Origin of the sequence: Rhodococcus sp. IC4_135, from assembly GCF_011602025.1 — a bacterium.
Taxonomy (GTDB): Bacteria; Actinomycetota; Actinomycetes; order Mycobacteriales; family Mycobacteriaceae; genus Rhodococcus_F; species Rhodococcus_F baikonurensis.
In genome coordinates, this window is record NZ_JAAOLG010000004.1 from 317671 (window position 1) to 336576 (window position 18906).

The window sequence follows — 18906 nt, forward strand, 5'->3', positions numbered from 1 at the left end:
GGGCAGGTGCGCCCTGGTCAGTTCTTCACGACACTCCGCAGCTTGCGCACCTTGGCGGGTGCCTTGATCCGCCACGCATCTTCGAGCATCTCCGCAAGTTGTACCTCGTCGATCAGTTCGAGGTGCACGAGGATCGAGCCGTGACCGTGATAGTGATCCGTGGTGAAGAAGGGCGCCTCACCACTGGCGAGTAGCGCCTCCTTCTCGTCCAGGCCGCACATCACGACCAAGGCACCCTCCGCTTCGGTGCGGAGCCGCGCAAAAGTCTTGCCTGCCACCTTGAGTGCCGGGGTGTTGTACGAGGTCGACTCCTCCACGGAGGGAAGAGCCGAACCCAGTACTACAACCTGTTCCCACGTAACCATGTAGGCACCATACGACTACCGATGCCCAGAAGTCATCCGATCAGGCCAGCGGCTTGCGCAAAGCGGCCATGAACATCGCATCGGTCCCGTGGCGATGCGGCCACAACTGAACCGAAGACCCGTCTCCGACGTCCGGAACACCGGGCACCAATTCCTTGGTGTCGAGTTCGACGACGCCATGACGGCGCACGGCATCGGCTACCACTGCGAGCGTTTCCGACAGGTGCGGCGAGCACGTCGAGTAGAGCACCACCCCGCCGGGGCGCACCAGTTCGATTGCAGCGGCAAGCAATTCACGCTGCAACTTCACGAGCGGAGCCACATCGGACGGCTGGCGACGCCAACGGGCTTCCGGGCGCCGACGCAGCGCACCCAACCCGGTGCAGGGGGCGTCGACGAGGATGCGGTCGTATCCGGGTTCGAGTCCCGATTCGCGGCCGTCCGCCACGTGTACGTCCACGGGAAGCTCGCGAGTCGTCTTGCGGATCAGTTCGGCGCGGTGTTCGACGGGCTCGACGGCGTCGAGGCGCCCGCCTTCGATACCGGCGAGAGCGCCGAGAAGCGCTGCCTTGCCACCCGGACCTGCGCAGAGGTCGAGCCAGCGGCCGGCGTCTTCACCTTCGAGGGGAGCAATGCTGAGGGCGCGGGCAACCAGCTGACTGCCCTCGTCCTGCACGCCTGCCAAACCTTGGCGGACCGCCTCGAGCTGTCCGGGGTCGCCGCCGTCGAGATGTACGGCGTACGGCGAGTACGGTCCGATTTCCCCACCGGTGACCAATGCGAGCTCCTCGGCAGAGATCTCACCGGGGCGGGCGACGAGGTGCACGGCAGGGCGGGCGTCGTCGGCGATCAGTACTTCTTCGAGTTCTCCGGCAGCAGCGCCGAGGGAGTCGGCGAAGACCTGCGCGATCCACAGGGGGTGCGCGTGCTCGAAGGCGAGACGGCCGACCGGGTCCTTCGGGGCCAGCAGTTCGACCCACTCGTCCTGGGTGCGTTCGGAGACGCGGCGCAGGACCGCGTTGACGAATCCCGCTCGGCCCTGGCCGTTTTCGGCGCGAACGAGGTCGACCGAGGTGGCGACGGCAGCGTGCGGTGCGACACGAGTGCGCAGCAGTTGGTACGAGCCGAGTCGGAGAACATCGAGCAGAGTTCCGTCGATCTCTTCGATCGGCCGACCCGCTGCATGGGCGATGACCGCATCCAGGAGGCCCTGGGCGCGGGCCGCGCCGTACGCGAGCTCGGTTGCCAGCGCAGCGTCGCGTGCGTCGAGTTTGCGGTCGCGAAGCAGTCCCGGCAGAACCAGGTTCGCGTATGCGTCACGTTCACGGACCGCGCGCAGGACGTCACGCGCTGCCAGACGCGGCTGATCGAGCCCGGCGGTTGCCGGATCCGGGCGCTTGGCCTGCTTCGGCTTGGTGTTCTTGCCACCGGCTGCGCTCTTGGCTCCGGGGCCCTGTGTCCGCCGTGCCGGTCGTCGTGATTCGGTCACTGTGCTCGTACCTCCGCGTCGAGTCGGGCACCGCGTGCCCAGTCCCCTGCCGACATCAATTTCTTGCCCGGGGGCTGAATCTGCCCGAGTCGTACCGCGGTGGTCGCGGTACCGATGTAGAGACCATCCTTGCGTACCGAGATCTCGCCGACGGCCAGGGTCTCGTCCGTGACGGTGACCGGGCCGACCTTGACTCGAAGGTCACCGATCATCGTCCACGCGCCGGGCGCCGGTGTGACGGCGCGGATGTGACGGTCGATCGTGCGGGCGGGCAATTCCCACCGCACGCGGGCGGCGTCCACCGTTACTTTGGGGGCGTACGAGACGCCGTCGGCTGACTGCGGAACCGCGTTGATCTCTCCGGCCTCGAGTCCGTCGAGAACCGATTCGAGCAGAGCCGCGCCATTTTCTGCCAGACGCCCGAGTAGATCGCCTGCCGTGTCGGTGTCACGAATCCGCTCGGTCATCACTCCGTACACCGGGCCCGTATCCATGCCGGCCTCCAAACGAAATGCGCTGGCGCCGGTCACCTCGTCACCGGCACTGATCGCGGCCTGCACCGGCGCGGCGCCGCGCCAGGCGGGAAGCAGCGAGAAATGCAGATTGACCCAACCGTGTTTCGGAATGTCGAGGATGTTCTGCGGCAACAGGTTTCCGTAGGCGACGACGGGTGCGCAGTCCGGCTCGAGGCGGGCAAGTTCGGCTGCGAAGTCGGGATCGGACGCCTTGGCCGGCGTCAGCACCGGGATGCCGTGCTCGTCGGCAAGGAGACCGATCGGCGAGCGGGTGACTTTGCGACCACGGCCCGCGACGGCGTCCGGACGCGTGACGACGGCTACCACTTCGTGGTTGGCGGACTCGATGAGACGACGCAGTGACGGAACCGCGGGTTCCGGTGTTCCGGCGAACACGACGCGCATGTCAGCTCTCCCGTTTCGGTGGGCTCTTCGGACTCTGATCAGCCGATCGGCCTGTCGAACGCGGTGGACTGCAACTCACGAAAATGCTCCCGGATGTGTCGGTGGGTGGAACTGTCAGTCTAAGGACTGCGGGAGCTACGACCTACCTCGCGCCACACCGAACCACTTTCTCAGCAATTTCTTTGATCAGAACCCTGCAGATTCACCGGTCGTCGGTATTGACTGTTTCTGTCGTCGCCACTCGGCGAAGGCTGATACGGGATACACCGATCACACGGAGGAACTTAGATGGCAGGCATCGACAGTAAGTTCGACAAGGCCTACGCGGGAAAGTCCGTCGAAGAATTGGCGGATGCCCCGGTCGCGGCACTCAACGGTGTAAGCGATTCGGATGCAGAGCATTTGAAGGCAGCGTTCAACATCAAGACGGTCCGCGATCTGGGAACCAACAAGTTCTTCCTGTGGGCTCAGGCCACTGCCAAGCTCGCCGAGTAAGGATCCCGACCGAGGTGATGTCGGTGCTCACGAATTGGCATCGATGACCACTTGCGGAATATCCGTGCCGAGCGGCACCGCGCTGCACGTAGCGTGCCGCTCGGCATCGGGGTCGAGGACCGTCCGGATGACATCGATCACGTAGGGGTCGTACGGCATGCGGAAGTGGCCGGTCAGGTTCGACGGACACAGGTCCTGGAGAACGATGTTTTCTGCACCGGCGTCGCGCAGCGCGATGTTCGAGGACGGCTGGATCATCTCGTCGACAGTGGACCCGATTGTCGTGTAGCGGACGCCGGTTACCGTGTCACCGCCGTCGTTGAGAGCGTTCAACATATCCGACCCCTGCATCTGCTCTCGGACAGCTCGCGAGAAGACATCTTCGACAAAATCTTCTCCACCGGGGATCGCGCGGACGATCGGCACCAATCCGAACATCATGCCGCCGTAGGTCGGAGACGCCAGACCGACCCAATGATCGACGTACGCGTCCCCGCCCATCTTGTTGACGTAGTACCGCGTCACCGTCGCGCCTTGGGAGTACCCGATGACGTCGACCTTGTCCGCACCCGTCGCGGTCAGTACCTGATCGACGAAAGAACCGAACGCGGTGGCACTACCGACGATGTCTCCGACGCCGTAGGTCTCGTGCGCGACATCCCCGTCTTGTTCTTTGATCACACCGCCGTAATTGAGAGCGAAAACGCAGTAGCCGTCGGCTGCCAGTGCCGGCGACAGAGCCGCCCAATCTGCATACGCCTCGGTGTCGGTTCCGTGGGCGAGCACAACCGGCCGAGGATGCGCTGCGGAGGGCGCACAGCCGAAATCGTTCGACCCGGCAGGGGCAGATCCGGGATGAGCATGCGCATATGCCGTAGCAACGGAACGGGTCGCCTGACCCGGGCCGATGTCGAGGGGAACATCCATCGCGTCGGCACTCGAAGACGGCAGCGACGGTGCGGCAGCCGATATCGCGGGCGGTGCCCCGATCAGCAGCGCCACTGCTACCGAAAATGTCAGTCCCACAGACCGTTTGACGCCAGCCATTGTTCCTGCTCCTGCTCTGATCCTACGAGGGAGCTGACCGTAACACCAGAAACTTCGAGGCGCATACCCTACCGAACAGTAGGTATCCGACGTCTCAATTGCCGCCTTCACCGGCATCGTCGCCGGCAAGCACTCGGTACAGCGACTTGCGTGCCTCGACCAGCACGTCGGCTGCGGCCTTGACCTGCGCGGGCGTGCCTACAGCGGCCACTTGACCGGCCGCGCCCATCAACTGTCCGATCAGTTCACGAAGGTCCTGCTCCGGCTCCCCCACGCTGAGACGAACGTCATCCCACGGCGCCCCGAGATCGGCGCGATGCTCCTCGACGTACGCGACGCCTTCCTCGGTCAGCTTGGCAGTCTTGCGGCCGGCGACCTTTTCGATGATCACCAGTCCTTCGTCCTCGAGTTGGGACAGCGCGGGATAAATGGAGCCCGGACTCGGCTTCCAGACGCCACCGCTACGCTCGACGATCTGCTGAATCAATTCGTAGCCGTGCATCGGCTCTTCGGCGATCAACAGCAAGATCGCGGCGCGCACGTCCCCCCGACGACCGCGCCCACCACGTCCTCGCCCCCGACCGAATTGTGCGCCCGGACCGAACCCGGGGCCAGGTCCGCCGTCGGGACCGAAACGACCACGCCGATAGCCTCTGCGTGGCATCTCACCGAAGCCGGGGCGCTCATGCGGTCGACCGCGTCGTCCACCGTCTCGATCGCCCGGACCAGCGCCCGGTGCGCCGTCGTCCGTCGGCACCCACATCACGAATGGCGGCCGCTGTTCACGCCCGAAAGCGCCGAAGAAACCGCGCCGGCCGAACATCCCCTCGTTCGGGAAACTTGCATCCATCATCAAACCTCCATCACTATCGTTGATAGTTCGACGATATATCGCCATACCGGGTTGTGCAAGATCTTCGCGGCACACAAGCATGCCTCTGACAGCTCGAAACTCAGCCGATGCGGCGTGGGTCGATCTGAATGCGGACCGGACCCGATGACTTCCGCGCACTGCGTGCCGCTCGCGCATGTGCCAGTGCGTCCGCAAGACCCCGACCGTCCTTGCGTGGAACGCGGACCAGCATTCGCTCTGGCGCGACACCACTCTCGTCCTCACCGGAATACGGAAGTCTCTCCCCCGCAGGCAATTCCACTGGACCGAGGAGTACAGCGCTTGCTGGCAATTCCGCCGACTCCACCAACTCCGCAATTGCTGCGGATCCACCGTCGATCGCAGCCATGTGAACGGCCGGAGGAAAGCCGACCTCGTCTCGTTCCTCGAATTGAGACTGTGCGTGCCCCACCGGATCCCACCGGACCAACGCCTGCACCGTAGGGATACCCGAGTCCGCGACAACTACGACTTCACCGCCTTCGGACAGCGGAATCACCATGGCAGCAGCCGACATCCAGCGCCTGAGTGTTTCCTCGGCGGCGCGAAGATCGGGCCGTCCGAGCAGTGCCCACCCGTCGAGCAAGAGTGCGGCGCCGTAGCCGCCGGTCATCACCGGCTCCGCACCGACCGTCGACACCACCAACGCAGGCCCGTGTGGAAGTTCCTTGACCACGTCACCGCCCCCGGACAGAACAACTTTCACACCGGGAAACGCTCGCCCGAGTTCTTCGGCGGTCCGACCGGCACCAACCACCACCGCGCGCAACGCTTTCGCACCGCACGCGTGACATCGGTAGGCGGCATCGGCAACCCCGCACCAGCGGCACACCGGTGTGCCGGCGCCGTCCGGGCCTGCCGCAGCGGGAAGAGCGAGCGGGCCGTTGCACCGACGGCACCGTGCCGGGGCACGGCACTTTCCGCAGGCCAAGGTCGGCACGTATCCTCGCCGAGGCACCTGCACCAGGACGCCGTTGCCCTCACCCAGAGCACGCCGCGCGGCCGCGAATGCAATAGCGGGCAAACGAGCCGCTCTGGCTCCCGGATCGCGGGCCAAGGCTTGATCACTGTCAGCCAGCGCGGTGATCTTGGGTGCGTGAGCACGAACGACGTCCCGCGTGGCGACCAGATCGTGCGCCCATCCCGAGTCGACGAGTACCTGCGATTCTGCCGTACGTGAGAACCCACCGATCACGACGGCGCACCCGGCGACGTAGCCCCGCAGGACGGCAACTTCCCTGGCGTGCGGATACGGCGACCGTGGCTCGGAGAGATTGTCGTCGCCGTCGTCCCAGACGACGACCAGACCGGTCTCAGGTGTCGGCGCAAAAACAGCGCTCCGCGTGCCGACGACGATCCGGGCGGTCCCGCGCAGCGCTGCGAGCCACCTTCGGTATCGCATGGCCGGCCCCAGGCCCGCGGACAGACCCACCACTGCATCCGCTCCGGAGAGTTCGGTACATGCGGCGACGACGCGGTCCAGATCGCGTTGATCGGGCACAACCAGGATCGCGGATTTACCACTGGCCGCTACAGCACCGGCCAGTTCGGCCAGGCGCAGTGGCCAGTTTTCACCAGGCAAAGCCTGCCAGACCGCACGCGGGCTTTTCGACTCGCGAATCGCGGACAGGAAGGCGTCACCGAATCTGTAGAGATGCCAACCATTTTCGATCGGTTCAGGAGCGGGCGGCGGCGCGCCGAGCTCCCACGGTTCCGCCTCGACCTTCGCGTGGCGCGGCGGCACCGCCAAGCGGAGGACATCGGCACGGGTTCCGGCATAACGCTCCGCCACTCGATCGACGACTTGCGCGATTTCGGCCGTCAGGACACGCTCGGACGAGATGACGCGTTCGAGCCAGCCGAACTTCCCCTGATGGTCACTGGTTGCCTCGCGCGAGACGATGAAACCGTCCACCAGACGACCAGCGAAGCGGATGCGCACCCGGACTCCGGGCTGCGCATCCGCTTCGAGTTCACGAGGAACGAGGTAGTCGAATTCACGGTCGAGGTGAGCGAGCGGGAGCATCGGCAGCACCCGGGCGACCGGGTCGACTTCTGCCGCTACTCTTTCCGCGCCCACCCGCGCCCCGTCTGTACGTCAGTGATCAGAGACCAGCTGCGCTACGCAGCTTGTCGGCGCGATCGGTGCTCTCCCACGGAAGATCGATGTCGGTGCGACCGAAGTGACCGTATGCTGCCGTCTGCGCGTAGATCGGGCGCAGCAGGTCGAGGTCGCGGATGATCGCTCCCGGACGCAGGTCGAAGATCTCGGTGATCGCCTTCTGGATCCGTGCCGGATCGGTCTTCTCGGTGCCGAAGGTTTCGACGAAGAGTCCGACCGGAGCTGCCTTGCCGATGGCGTAGGCAACCTGAACCTCGATGCGGTCGGCCAGACCCGCGGCAACAGCGTTCTTGGCTACCCAACGCATGGCGTAGGCAGCACTGCGGTCGACCTTTGACGGGTCCTTGCCGGAGAACGCGCCACCGCCGTGGCGAGCCATTCCGCCGTACGTGTCGACGATGATCTTGCGACCGGTCAGGCCGGCGTCACCCATCGGGCCACCGAGGACGAACTTGCCCGTCGGGTTGACCAGCAGGCGAACGTCGGAGGTGTCGAGGTCGGTGAGGTTCACATCGGCCAGCACCGAATGGAGCACTTTCTCGCGAAGGTCCGGCGTCAGCAGGTTGTCGAGATCGATGTCCGCTGCGTGCTGGGTGGAGATGACCACGGTGTCGAGACGGACAGCCTTGTCGCCGTCGTATTCGATGGTGACCTGGGTCTTGCCGTCCGGGCGCAGGTACGGCAACACGCCGGACTTGCGGACCTCGGTCAACCGGCGGGAGAGACGATGAGCCAGCGCAATGGGCAGCGGCATCAGTTCCGGCGTGTCCGTGGTGGCGTAACCGAACATCAGGCCCTGGTCGCCCGCACCCTGACGGTCGATCTCGTCGTCGCTGATTCCGTCGACGCGAGCCTCGTGCGAATGATCGACACCCTGCGCGATCTCGGGCGACTGAGCGCCGATCGCGACGTTGACACCGCACGAGTTTCCGTCGAAACCCTTCGCGGAGCTGTCGTATCCGATTTCGAGGACCGTGTCGCGCACGATCTTCGGAATGTCCGCGTACGCAGTGGTGGTGACCTCGCCGGCTACGTGAACCTGGCCGGTGGTGACCAGTGTCTCGACGGCCACGCGGGCGCGCGGGTCCTGGGTGAGCAGCGCGTCGAGGATCGAGTCGCTGATCGCGTCACAGATCTTGTCCGGGTGCCCCTCGGTGACGGACTCGCTGGTGAATAGCCGACTGCCGGACTTGCTCACAGATCTCCCTCTCGACGACTGAGTTCTTGACTACAGCTTATTGAAGTATCCGAATCACCGTTCGGTGACCGTTTTGTCATGCTTTGTTAGCTGGGGGCTGAGCCGACGATAACGGTTGGACCGCCTGCGCAACACCCTTGTACTCACCCGATTATCGTGGGGTAACTCTCACCACCGGGCGCGTGTCGCTACTCGGGGAAGAGCTTGACCAGGGCGTCGAGTACTCGACTGGCCATCAAAGCCTTGGATCCGTGTTCGAGAGCGGACTCCGAGCCGTCGGAACCGAGTAACCAACCGTCGTTGTGATCGACCTCGAACGCCTTGCCCTCACCGACCGCATTGACCACGAGGAGATCGCAACCTTTGCGGGCCAGCTTGGATCGGGCATAAGTGAGAACGTCACCGTGGGCGTCACCGGTCTCTGCGGCGAATCCGACGATCACCGTTCGAGCATCCAGATCGCCGTCACGACGCGCTTCGACGAGACCGGCGAGGATGTCGGCGTTTCTGGTGAGGCTGATCGAGTCGGGTTCGTTTGCGCCCTTCTTGATCTTGCTGCCTTCGACGGTGGTGGGGCGGAAGTCCGCGACAGCCGCAGCCATGACGACTCCGTCGTGTCCCGGTGCGTGCTTCTCCACCGCCAATCGGAGATCTTCCGCCGTCTTGATGTGCACGACGTCGACAGCGGCGGGGTCGGCGAGATCGGCCGTGTAGCCGGCGATCAGCGTGACGTGCGCGCCGCGTTGTGCGGCCAGACGGGCGAGCGCGTAGCCCTGTTTGCCCGAGCTGCGATTACCGAGAAAGCGCACGGGATCCAGCGGCTCGCGAGTACCGCCGGCAGTGACCAGAATGCGGCGACCTTCCAGGTCGCGCGGCAACGCGTCCGAGCGCTCGAGGAGCAACGATGCCAAACCGACGATCTCGTCGGGTTCGGGAAGTCGACCCGCTCCGGTGTCTTTTCCGGTCAACCGCCCGGAGGCAGGTTCGATCACGTGGACGCCGCGCGAGCGCAGTGTCGCCACGTTGGACACCGTTGCGGGGTGCTCCCACATCTCGGTGTGCATTGCTGGGGCGAAGACGACCGGACAGCGCGCGGTCAACAAAGTAGCCGTCAACAGGTCGTCTGCGCGACCCATGACAGCTCGCGCCATCAGATCAGCGGTTGCCGGCGCGATGACGACGAGATCGGCTTCCTGTCCGAGACGGACATGCGGAACCTGCGGGACGTCGTTGAAGACGCCGGTGTGAACCGGGTTGCCGGAGAGTGCTTCGAACGTCGCGCGGCCGACGAACTCCAGAGCGGATTCGGTCGGAATCACGCGGACGTGATGACCGCTCTCGGTGAAGCTGCGGATGATCGAGCACGCTTTGTACGCGGCGATACCCCCACCGACACCGACGACAATGCGCTTACGTATCGATGTGGGTGCGTCGGACACTCCCCCGACACCCGAACGAGGTTCGGGTGCGGCAGACGTGGTGCTCACTCGCCTTCGGTGTGCTCGAGGAGATCAGCGTGGATTTCACGCAACGCGATGGACAGCGGCTTTTCCTGCAGACCGGGCTCGACCAGAGGTCCGACGTATTCGAGGATGCCGTCACCGAGCTGGTTGTAGTAGTCGTTGATCTGGCGTGCACGCTTGGCCGAGTAAATCACCAGGGCGTACTTGGAAGAGGTGCGTTCGAGCAACTCGTCGATCGGCGGGTTGGTGATGCCGAGCGGGGTGTCGTAGGCAGGCAGAGCGCCCTGACCTGCTGCGGACGCGGCTGAAGTGCTGCTCACTCTTGTGTCTCCTGAATTAGATCTTCATTGAAGAACTAGTTTTATCGATCCGGATATCTGAGAAACAGGATGGAAATCGGTTCCCGAAGGGTGCCGAATCAGTTCCCAACCAACAAGGATACCAACTCATCGCAAGCACGGCTTACATCCTCGTTCACGATGACCGTGTCGAACTCGTCCTGTGCGGCCAATTCCACTCGGGCCGTCTCGAGTCGCCGTGCCACGACGTCTTCCGTTTCGGTGCCTCGCCCGGTCAGCCGTTGCACCAGAACGTCCCAGCTCGGTGGAGCCATGAACACCAACAGAGCCTCGGGCATCGCTTTCCGGACAGCTCGTGCTCCGGCGAGATCGACCTCGACGAGAACGGGCTTTCCAGCTTCGAGTGCTTCTTCGATCGGAGCTGCGGGGGTGCCGGAGCGCTGCAGACCGCCGTGGATTTCCGCCCATTCGAGAAGTTCACCGGAGTCGATCATCCGTTGAAATTCTTCGCGGGAGGTGAATCGGTAGTCCTTGCCGTCCACTTCACCTGGACGGGGATCGCGAGTGGTTGCCGAAACACTGAAAACGAGTTCGGGCAACCGAGTTCTCAGCTCGCGAACGACGCTGGACTTACCGACAGCCGAAGGGCCGGCCAGTACAACCAGCCGACCCCTCCGCACTGCGGTCTTGCTCTCTGACACTGTTGCGTCAGCAATCATCAGACACTGCCGCGTCAGCAATCATCACTTGTCGGCTCAGGCCTCGAAGTCAAACTTGGTGAGCAGAGCCTTGCGCTGCCGATCACCGAGGCCACGAAGGCGACGGGTCGGTGCAATCTCCAGCTCGGTCATGATCTCCTGAGCCTTGACCTTGCCCACCTTGGGCAGCGCCTCGAGCAGTGCCGAAACCTTCATCTTGCCCAAGATTTCGTTGTCTTCGGCGTCCTTGAGGACCTGCTTGAGGTCGGTGCCGCCACGCTTCAGGCGCTCCTTGAGCTCAGCCCTGGCCTTGCGGGCAGCAGCTGCCTTCTCCAAAGCAGCAGCGCGCTGCTCATCAGTCAACTGGGGAAGGGCCACGGTTCCTCCGTCTCGTCGTGTGCAAATTTTGTCTATTCCGCTGATAACCAGCAGCGATAGCGACCGTACTCACGCCTGGCGCGAATTGCTAACCCACCCCCCGCGGTCCGATGCAGATCGCGGTGGGTTATGCGCGTCGAATCGATGGCACCGATCGTCGCCATTTTCGGCAGGATCGAGACGGATTCGGCGCAACATGAACGTGAGTACAATACCGAAATAGACTGTAACACAAAGTATTTCGTCAATCGCGGCATGACCGCCCTGAGTACGTGTGCGAAATCGTTACCTGCGGGAATGAACGTGGTCGCCGACACATCCAAAATTTTCGAGCATTTTCGACGCCCATGCGCGTGTCGCGGCCTGTTTTCAGGTCTGCAGCGACGATTTCGGATCGCCGGCGTCGACCGTCTCGGGTTCGGTGCGGCTCACACCGGGGGCAGCCAGAGCGATGACCACCGCGAGGCTCGCCCAGAGCAATGAATTCTCCAGTACGAAGCCGAAGACCGGGACATCCATGTCCGCACCGACTCGCGGAAGCCGAAACAGGACGACTGCGGCAGTGAGGCTGATGGCGACCCAGGACCACACGGGCACGGTTCGAGTGCGCTCCCCCACGCTTGGCTTGATCGGAACCAGGAGCACGCCCACCGCCGGCACCAACCACACGAAATGGTGGGTCCAGGCAATGGGAGTCACGACTGCCGCCAGCAGAGCCACCACCGTGAAACCGGCAAGATCACCCCGCAGGCGCTGAGCACGCCGTGTTGCGACAATTCCGACGACACCCAACACTGCACAGGCGAAAAGCCATGCGGGACCCACCAGGCCCTCGGGAAGTAGCCGCAAGGCCATTCCACGCACGGACTGGTTGCCGAACACAGAAGGGTCGCCGACAGCGACGCGCCCCGACAGTGAGGCGATGTCACCGAAGTAGTCGATCGTCTGGCGCGGGAGAACCGCCAAGCCGAGTGCCGTTGCGCCGAGGAAGCCGGCGAGGCCGCCCGCAACCGCTTTCCAGCGCCCGGTGATCACGTAATAACCGATGTAGACGAGCGGCACCAGTTTGACCGCCCCGGCGATCCCCACCAACACACCCTCGGGAATCCACCGTGGTCGAGCCAGCACGTCGATCAGACACAGGAGCGTCAGGAACAACCCGACCTGCCCGTACCCGAGGTGATCGGAGATCGGTGATGCTGCCGTCCACAGGACCAGGAAACCCACGTAGACCACGACCGGTCGCTTACGCGTGAACGGGACTTCGCGGTAGCTGAGCACGATGATCGCGGCCAGCATCAGGAGGCTGACAAAACTCCATCCCCACTGGACCGCGCCCCACGAACCCAAGGCGACCGGAACGGCGACGAGCGCAGCGAAGGGCGGATACGTGAACGGCAATCTCGCGTTGAACGATTCGTCGTACAGGTTCGAGCCGTCGAGCACGGCCTGACCCGCCGTCCGGTACACGGCGAGATCGTCGCCGTGTACGCCGGTGACGGATTGGAACCCGGTGGCCAGCAGCGCGCACGCCGCGATGAGAAGTCCGATCTGCCACCAACGATTCACCGACGGACGGTACCACCGGGTTCCATCGCTCGAACGAGCCTCGAGGTCACTCACGGATCAATTCGCCAATGCGGCTTCGATCTCGTCTCGGTCACGCATTGCTGCCTCCCGAAGTGCCGATACCGAAGGACCGTGCCTGAGCACCCCGCGTGAGGTGTTCGGCAGCAGGAGTTCGGTCGAACCGGCAAAGATGTCTGCGAGATCCGCTGCCGTTGCGCCCTGCGCGCCGAGCCCCGGAGCGAGAATCGGCCCGTTGAACTGCGACAGGTCCAGACCGTGGTCCCGAGTTGCACCAACCACCAGTCCGACGGTGTCGCGGCCGTCGGCGTTCGCGTCGACCGCCGCGTTCACGATCGACTGAGCCACGCTCACACCGTCGGCCGACGACTGTTGAAGTTCGCCACCCTCGGGATTGGACGTTCGGGCCAGCACGAAGATCCCGCGTGCGTTCTCCCTCGCCAGTTCGAGTGTCGGAGCCAGCGCCCCGAACCCCAGGTACGGCGAAACAGTGACCGAGTCGGAGGCCAACGGTGAATCACCCAACCAGGCTTGCGCGTACGCGTCCATCGTCGATCCGATGTCACCACGCTTGGCGTCCGCGACGACAAGCGTTCCCGCGTCGCGGAGGACCGAGATGGTCCGCTCCAACACGGCGAAGCCTGCGCTGCCGTATGCCTCGAAGAACGCGACCTGAGGTTTGACGAGTCCGACCTCACCGGTGAACGCCTCGACGCAGATCTCGGCGAAAGTCTCGAGACCCTCAGCAGTACGCGGCAGTCCCCACGCGTCGAGAAGTGCGGGATGCGGGTCGATGCCGACGCACAGCCGCCCCCGGTCCGCGATCGCGGACCGGAGACGATGCCCCCAGCTGTGACTCACGACTGCTGTGCCGGCCGGCGAAGACCTGCGTGCAGTTCCTGCAGGGAGTGAACCCCGATGTCGCCGCGGATGGCCGCTTCGATGCCTTGTACGGCAGCCGAGGCACCCTGCACCGTCGTGATGCACGGGATGTTCGACGCTACTGCTGCGCTTCGGATCTCGTAGCCGTCGACGCGCGGGCCGTTGTTGCCGTACGGCGTGTTGATGACCATGGCGACCTCGCCGCTGCGGATCTGGTCGACGATGGTCTCGGCACCGGCCGGAACATCCTCACCCGACTGCTTGTACACCTGCTTGCACTCGATACCGTTGCGCCGCAACACATCTGCGGTCCCTTCGGTGGCAAGAATGGTGAATCCGAGATCTGCCAGGCGCTTGACCGGGAAGATCAGCGAACGCTTGTCCTTGTTGGCGACCGAGACGAACACCGCGCCCGTGGTGGGCAAGGAACCGTAGGCAGCCGTCTGCGACTTGGCAAAAGCCGTACCGAAGTCGAAGTCGATTCCCATGACCTCACCGGTGGACTTCATCTCAGGGCTGAGCAAGGTATCCACGCCGGTACCGTCGGCGCGGCGGAAGCGGTTGAACGGCAACACAGCTTCCTTGACCGCGATCGGTGCACCGGCCGGAGTGTTTCCACCGTCACCGGTCGCCGGCAGGATGCCGCTTGCGCGCAGCTCGGCGATGGATTCGCCGAGCATGACGCGGGCGCATGCCTTGGCCAGCTGGACGGCCGTCGCCTTGGACACGAACGGAACCGTACGGCTGGCGCGGGGGTTCGCTTCCAGCACGTAGAGGATGTCGTCCTTGAGGGCGTACTGGACGTTGAGCAGGCCCTTGACACCGATGCCCTTTGCAAGAGCCTCGGTGGAGCGGCGGACGTTCTCGAGATCCGCACGACCCAGAGTGATGGGCGGAAGCGCACACGCCGAGTCGCCGGAGTGAATGCCGGCTTCCTCGATGTGCTCCATGACGCCACCGAGGTACACCTCGGTGCCGTCGCACAGAGCGTCGACGTCGATCTCGACCGCGTCTTCGAGGAAGCGGTCGACCAGGACCGGACGATCGTCGGAGATCTCCGTGGCACGCGAGATGTAGTCGGCGAGGGAAGCCTCGTCGTAGACGATCTCCATGCCGCGACCACCGAGCACGTACGACGGACGCACCAGCACCGGGTAGCCGATACCGGCTGCGATCTCGCGGGCGCCGTCGAACGTGGTGGCGGTACCGAACTTCGGTGCAGGCAGTCCGGCTTCGGTGAGCACACGACCGAATTCGCCGCGGTCCTCCGCCAAGTCGATGGCTGCGGGGCTGGTTCCCACGATGGGGACTCCGGCAGCTTCGAGGCGCTTCGCCAATCCGAGCGGGGTCTGGCCGCCGAGTTGGACGATGACGCCGGCAACGGTGCCCGACTGAGCCTCCGCGCGGTAGACCTCGAAGACGTCCTCGAACGTCAGCGGCTCGAAGTACAGGCGATCAGCAGTGTCGTAGTCCGTAGAGACTGTCTCGGGGTTGCAGTTGACCATGACGGTCTCGTACCCGGCTTCGGACAGCGTCTGCGCCGCGTGGACACACGAGTAGTCGAACTCGATGCCCTGACCGATGCGGTTGGGGCCGGATCCGAGAATCAGAACCTTGGGACGCTCGGTCTGCGGAGCCACCTCGGACTCGGCCTCAGGATCAAGCTCGTAGGTCGAGTAGTGGTACGGCGTCTTGGCCTCGAACTCTGCGGCACAGGTGTCGACGGTCTTGTAGACGGGGCGCACGCCCAGCTGATCACGCAGAGCGCGAACGGCGTCCTCACCTGCGTGCGTGTCACCACCGAGTTCGGGGCGCAGAGCCGCGATCTGGCGGTCCGAGATGCCGTGGTACTTGGCCTGACGCAGGGCAGCCTCGTCGAAAGACTCTGCAGCGCGCAGCTTTTCACCGAGCTCGTGAATCTGCTGGAACTGGTCGAGGAACCACGGATCGATCTTGGTGGCGTCGAAGAGCTGCTCGACAGTTGCGCCGAGGGCGAATGCCTTCTCGATGCCGTACATGCGGCCGTCCTGCGGAACGCTCAGATCGGCGAGCAGTGCGTCCAGGCTCTCCGTCTCGATGTCGGCGCCGGTCCAGTAACCCGCGCGCTTGGTTTCGAGTGAACGCATGACCTTGCCGAAGGCCTCGGTGAAGTTGCGGCCGATGCTCATGGCCTCGCCCACCGACTTCATCGTGGTGGTCAGGGTTCCGTCGGCACCGGGGAACTTCTCGAAAGCGAACCGCGGAGCCTTGACGACGACGTAGTCGAGCGTCGGCTCGAAGCAGGCCGGGGTTTCCTTGGTGATGTCGTTGACGATCTCGTCGAGCGTGTAGCCGATGGCAAGCTTGGCGGCCATCTTCGCGATCGGGTAACCGGTCGCCTTCGACGCCAGAGCCGACGAGCGGGACACGCGCGGGTTCATCTCGATGACAACCAGACGGCCGTCCTTCGGGTCCATCGCGAACTGGATGTTGCAGCCGCCGGTGTCGACGCCCACCTCACGCAGGATGTCGATGGAAAGGTCGCGCATCGCCTGGTACTCGCGGTCTGTCAGTGTCATCGCCGGAGCGACCGTCACGCTGTCTCCGGTATGGACACCGACCGGGTCGACGTTCTCGATGGAGCAGACGATCACGACGTTGTCGCGACTGTCACGCATGAGCTCGAGTTCGTATTCCTTCCAGCCGAGGATGGATTCCTCGATCAGGACGTTCGCCGTCGGCGACGCGGCGAGACCGCCACCGGCGATCCGGTTGAGATCGTCGACGTCGTACGCCATGCCGGAACCGAGGCCGCCCATGGTGAAGGACGGGCGCACGACAACCGGGTAACCGAGTTCGGCGACCGTTGCGTGTACTTCGTCCATCGTGTAGCACACTGCGGACTTCGCGGATTCGCCACCGACCTTGGCGACGATGTCCTTGAACTTCTGGCGATCTTCGCCGCGCTGGATGGCGTCGAAGTCGGCGCCGATGAGTTCGACGTCGTACTTCTCGAGGATGCCTTGCTCGTGAAGAGCCACTGCGGCGTTGAGTGCAGTCTGACCGCCGAGCGTCGCGAGGACGGCGTCGATCTTGTTGCCCTGCAACGCTTCCTTGGCGATGACCTTCTCGAGGAACTCGGCCGTGATCGGCTCGACGTACGTGGCGTCGGCGAACTCGGGGTCCGTCATGATGGTGGCGGGGTTGGAGTTGACGAGGCTGACGCGCAAGCCCTCCTCCTGGAGGACGCGGCAAGCCTGGGTGCCCGAGTAGTCGAACTCGCAGGCCTGACCGATGACGATCGGACCGGAGCCGATTACCAGGATGTGCTTGAGATCTGTACGGCGTGGCATTAGTTCTTGACTCCGGTTTCTTTCCGTGCGGAGAGCAGGCTGGTGAAGCGGTCGAAGAGGTACGCAGCGTCGTGCGGGCCGGCTGCTGCCTCCGGGTGGTACTGCACCGAGAAGGCCGAATCGTCGAGCAGGCGAACACCTTCGACGGCGCCGTCGTTTGCGCAGGTGTGGCTGACCACCGCGCGACCGAACGGAGTGTCGAATTCCTGACCGGCTTCGCCTTCGAGTGCGAAGCCGTGGTTCTGCGCGGTGATCGCGATACGACCGGTCTGATGCTCGATCACCGGGATGTTGATGCCGCGGTGGCCGAACTTCATCTTGTACGTGCTCAGGCCGAGGGCGCGGCCCAGGATCTGGTTACCGAAGCAGATACCGAACAGCGGCAAGCCCTGTCCGATGACCTCTTTCGTGAGGTGAACGGCACCGTCGGCGGTGGCCGGATCACCAGGGCCGTTGGAGAGGAACACTCCGTCGGCCTTCAGGTCGAGGATCTGTTCGAGACTCGCGTTGGACGGCAACACGTGGACGCGGATGCCGCGCTCGGCGAACATGCGCGGGGTGTTGGTCTTGATACCGAGGTCGATGGCGGCAACCGTGTACAGCGCCTCGCCACCCTTCGGCTCGACGACGTAGCCGCTGGTGGTGCTGACCTCACCGGCAAGATCGGCGCCGAGCATGGTCGGCTGATCCTGGACCCGGCGAACCAACTCGTCATCGGCGGCGATGGCTTCACCGGAGAAAATGCCGGCCTTCATCGAACCGCGAGTGCGCAGGTGGCGAACCAGGGCACGAGTGTCGATCCCGGCGATTCCGACGATGCCCTGCTCTTCGAGCTTGGCCTGCAGCGAACCGGTTGCACGCCAGCTCGAGGTGACGCGCGAGGGATCACGAACGACGTATCCGGCAACCCAGATCTTGGCGCCGGCACGCTCGCCGGTCGGTCCGACCGACTCGTCGTCTTCGTCGTTCCAGCCGGTGTTGCCGATCTGCGGCGCGGTGGAGACCACGATCTGGCGGTGGTAGCTGGGATCGGTGAGCGTTTCCTGGTAGCCGGTCATTCCGGTGCTGAACACCGCTTCGCCCAGGGTCTGTCCAACCGCACCGAAGGTGGTTCCGCGGAACACCCGTCCGTCTTCGAGGACCAGTACTGCCGGGCTGTTACCAAAGCCGCTCATGCGTTCTTTCCGTTCTGCTCGATGTCGCCAGAGCTTGCGTCTTCGTTGTCATTCGTCTTGTTCGAAGCAGTCTTGTTCGAAGCAGTTACCGGCTTGACCCAGTCCGGATAAACCGTCTTGTCGTCACCGCGCACGCCCGTGTCGATCTCGGTTCCGCTCGGCAATTCCCAGCGGATGACCAGGACGCCGTCCTTGCTCATGACCTTGCCGGCGAGACCGTTCTCCGTGCGGATCGCGCGGATCGACTTCTCCGGAATCCATATGGCCGACGCACCGTCACGCTCGACCAGAATTCCGCCGCTGTAGCGGCTGATCTCGCAGGTGGCGCGGAAACCGAGGTCGCCCACGGCGATACGGTCCTGCCAACTGGGTGCGATGGTGCTGCCGACGTAGAGGCCGGTGGTCGGCAGCACGAGCAGCTCACCCAGGGTTGCCGGTACCGTCGGCAGCTCGCCGATCCTGTCTTTCTGGCGTCGAGCGCGTCCACGCCAGCCGACGTACATCAGGCCGATCATCGCGACCCAGAAGATCGCCAGACCGATGATCCACAGTGCTCTGTCCATG

Annotated in this window: 17 protein-coding genes; 1 reads left to right on the top strand and 16 read right to left on the bottom strand. The window is 64.2% G+C overall.

Annotation, left to right across the window (positions count from 1 at the left end):
- Positions 1–17: 17 nt before the first annotated feature.
- The 3 genes from G8767_RS11530 to fmt are packed head-to-tail and all read right to left on the bottom strand — an operon-like array spanning position 18 to position 2774.
- Positions 18–365 carry an MmcQ/YjbR family DNA-binding protein gene (locus G8767_RS11530; RefSeq protein ID WP_095970197.1) on the bottom strand — a complete coding sequence of 116 codons (348 nt, stop codon included), beginning with the start codon at positions 363–365 and terminating at the stop codon, positions 18–20.
- Between the two features lie 40 nt (positions 366–405).
- Positions 406–1854: a transcription antitermination factor NusB gene (locus G8767_RS11535; RefSeq protein WP_124568634.1), complete on the bottom strand. Its 1449-nt coding sequence runs from the start codon at positions 1852–1854 to the stop codon at positions 406–408.
- Entirely contained in the window at positions 1851–2774 is a 924-nt protein-coding gene (gene fmt / locus G8767_RS11540) for a methionyl-tRNA formyltransferase (protein WP_166810217.1), read from the bottom strand. The genes G8767_RS11535 and fmt overlap by 4 nt, the downstream gene beginning before the upstream one ends.
- 288 nt (positions 2775–3062) lie before the next feature.
- Between fmt and G8767_RS11545 the strand changes: the two genes are divergently transcribed.
- Positions 3063–3269: a hypothetical protein gene (locus G8767_RS11545; RefSeq protein ID WP_003944900.1), complete on the top strand. Its 207-nt coding sequence runs from the start codon at positions 3063–3065 to the stop codon at positions 3267–3269.
- Between the two features lie 27 nt (positions 3270–3296).
- On the opposite strand, the gene G8767_RS11550 is transcribed toward G8767_RS11545, so the two are convergent.
- The 13 genes from G8767_RS11550 to G8767_RS11610 all read right to left on the bottom strand — a co-directional run bounded on the left by G8767_RS11550 (position 3297) and on the right by G8767_RS11610 (position 18905).
- Complete coding sequence (locus G8767_RS11550) at positions 3297–4316, bottom strand: alpha/beta fold hydrolase (RefSeq protein WP_166810218.1); 1020 nt, start codon at positions 4314–4316, stop codon at positions 3297–3299.
- A 94-nt stretch (positions 4317–4410) separates the two neighbouring features.
- The gene (locus tag G8767_RS35530; RefSeq protein WP_240952158.1) at positions 4411–5169 is read right to left on the bottom strand and encodes a PadR family transcriptional regulator; all 759 of its coding nucleotides are present in this window, start codon (positions 5167–5169) and stop codon (positions 4411–4413) included.
- A 100-nt stretch (positions 5170–5269) separates the two neighbouring features.
- Entirely contained in the window at positions 5270–7288 is a 2019-nt protein-coding gene (locus tag G8767_RS11560) for a primosomal protein N' (protein WP_346842979.1), read from the bottom strand.
- A gap of 25 nt (positions 7289–7313) precedes the next feature.
- Positions 7314–8528, bottom strand: coding sequence for a methionine adenosyltransferase (metK, locus tag G8767_RS11565; protein ID WP_095970204.1), 1215 nt, complete (start codon positions 8526–8528; stop codon positions 7314–7316).
- 188 nt (positions 8529–8716) lie between these two features.
- Positions 8717–9967: a bifunctional phosphopantothenoylcysteine decarboxylase/phosphopantothenate--cysteine ligase CoaBC gene (gene coaBC, locus G8767_RS11570; protein ID WP_085989960.1), complete on the bottom strand. Its 1251-nt coding sequence runs from the start codon at positions 9965–9967 to the stop codon at positions 8717–8719.
- Between the two features lie 44 nt (positions 9968–10011).
- A complete protein-coding gene (rpoZ, locus tag G8767_RS11575; protein WP_003944996.1) occupies positions 10012–10311 on the bottom strand; it encodes a DNA-directed RNA polymerase subunit omega in 300 nt (99 codons plus the stop codon).
- A 98-nt stretch (positions 10312–10409) separates the two neighbouring features.
- Positions 10410–11009, bottom strand: a complete 600-nt coding sequence (gene gmk, locus G8767_RS11580) for a guanylate kinase (RefSeq protein WP_020907704.1) — start codon at positions 11007–11009, stop codon at positions 10410–10412.
- A gap of 36 nt (positions 11010–11045) precedes the next feature.
- Positions 11046–11366, bottom strand: a complete 321-nt coding sequence (gene mihF, locus G8767_RS11585) for an integration host factor, actinobacterial type (RefSeq protein ID WP_003944825.1) — start codon at positions 11364–11366, stop codon at positions 11046–11048.
- Positions 11367–11735: 369 nt separating this feature from the next.
- A complete protein-coding gene (locus G8767_RS11590) occupies positions 11736–12935 on the bottom strand; it encodes a glycosyltransferase 87 family protein (protein ID WP_235172203.1) in 1200 nt (399 codons plus the stop codon).
- Between the two features lie 57 nt (positions 12936–12992).
- On the bottom strand, positions 12993–13814 hold the full coding sequence (gene pyrF / locus G8767_RS11595; protein ID WP_095970206.1) for an orotidine-5'-phosphate decarboxylase: 822 nt from the start codon (positions 13812–13814) through the stop codon (positions 12993–12995).
- Entirely contained in the window at positions 13811–17167 is a 3357-nt protein-coding gene (gene carB / locus G8767_RS11600; RefSeq protein ID WP_095970207.1) for a carbamoyl-phosphate synthase large subunit, read from the bottom strand. The genes pyrF and carB overlap by 4 nt, the downstream gene beginning before the upstream one ends.
- Positions 17167–18342, bottom strand: a complete 1176-nt coding sequence (carA, locus tag G8767_RS11605) for a glutamine-hydrolyzing carbamoyl-phosphate synthase small subunit (protein WP_064075331.1) — start codon at positions 18340–18342, stop codon at positions 17167–17169. Before carA ends, carB begins: the two co-directional genes overlap by 1 nt.
- Positions 18339–18905: a transporter gene (locus G8767_RS11610; RefSeq protein WP_095970208.1), complete on the bottom strand. Its 567-nt coding sequence runs from the start codon at positions 18903–18905 to the stop codon at positions 18339–18341. Before G8767_RS11610 ends, carA begins: the two co-directional genes overlap by 4 nt.
- Between the last annotated feature and the right edge of the window lies 1 nt (position 18906).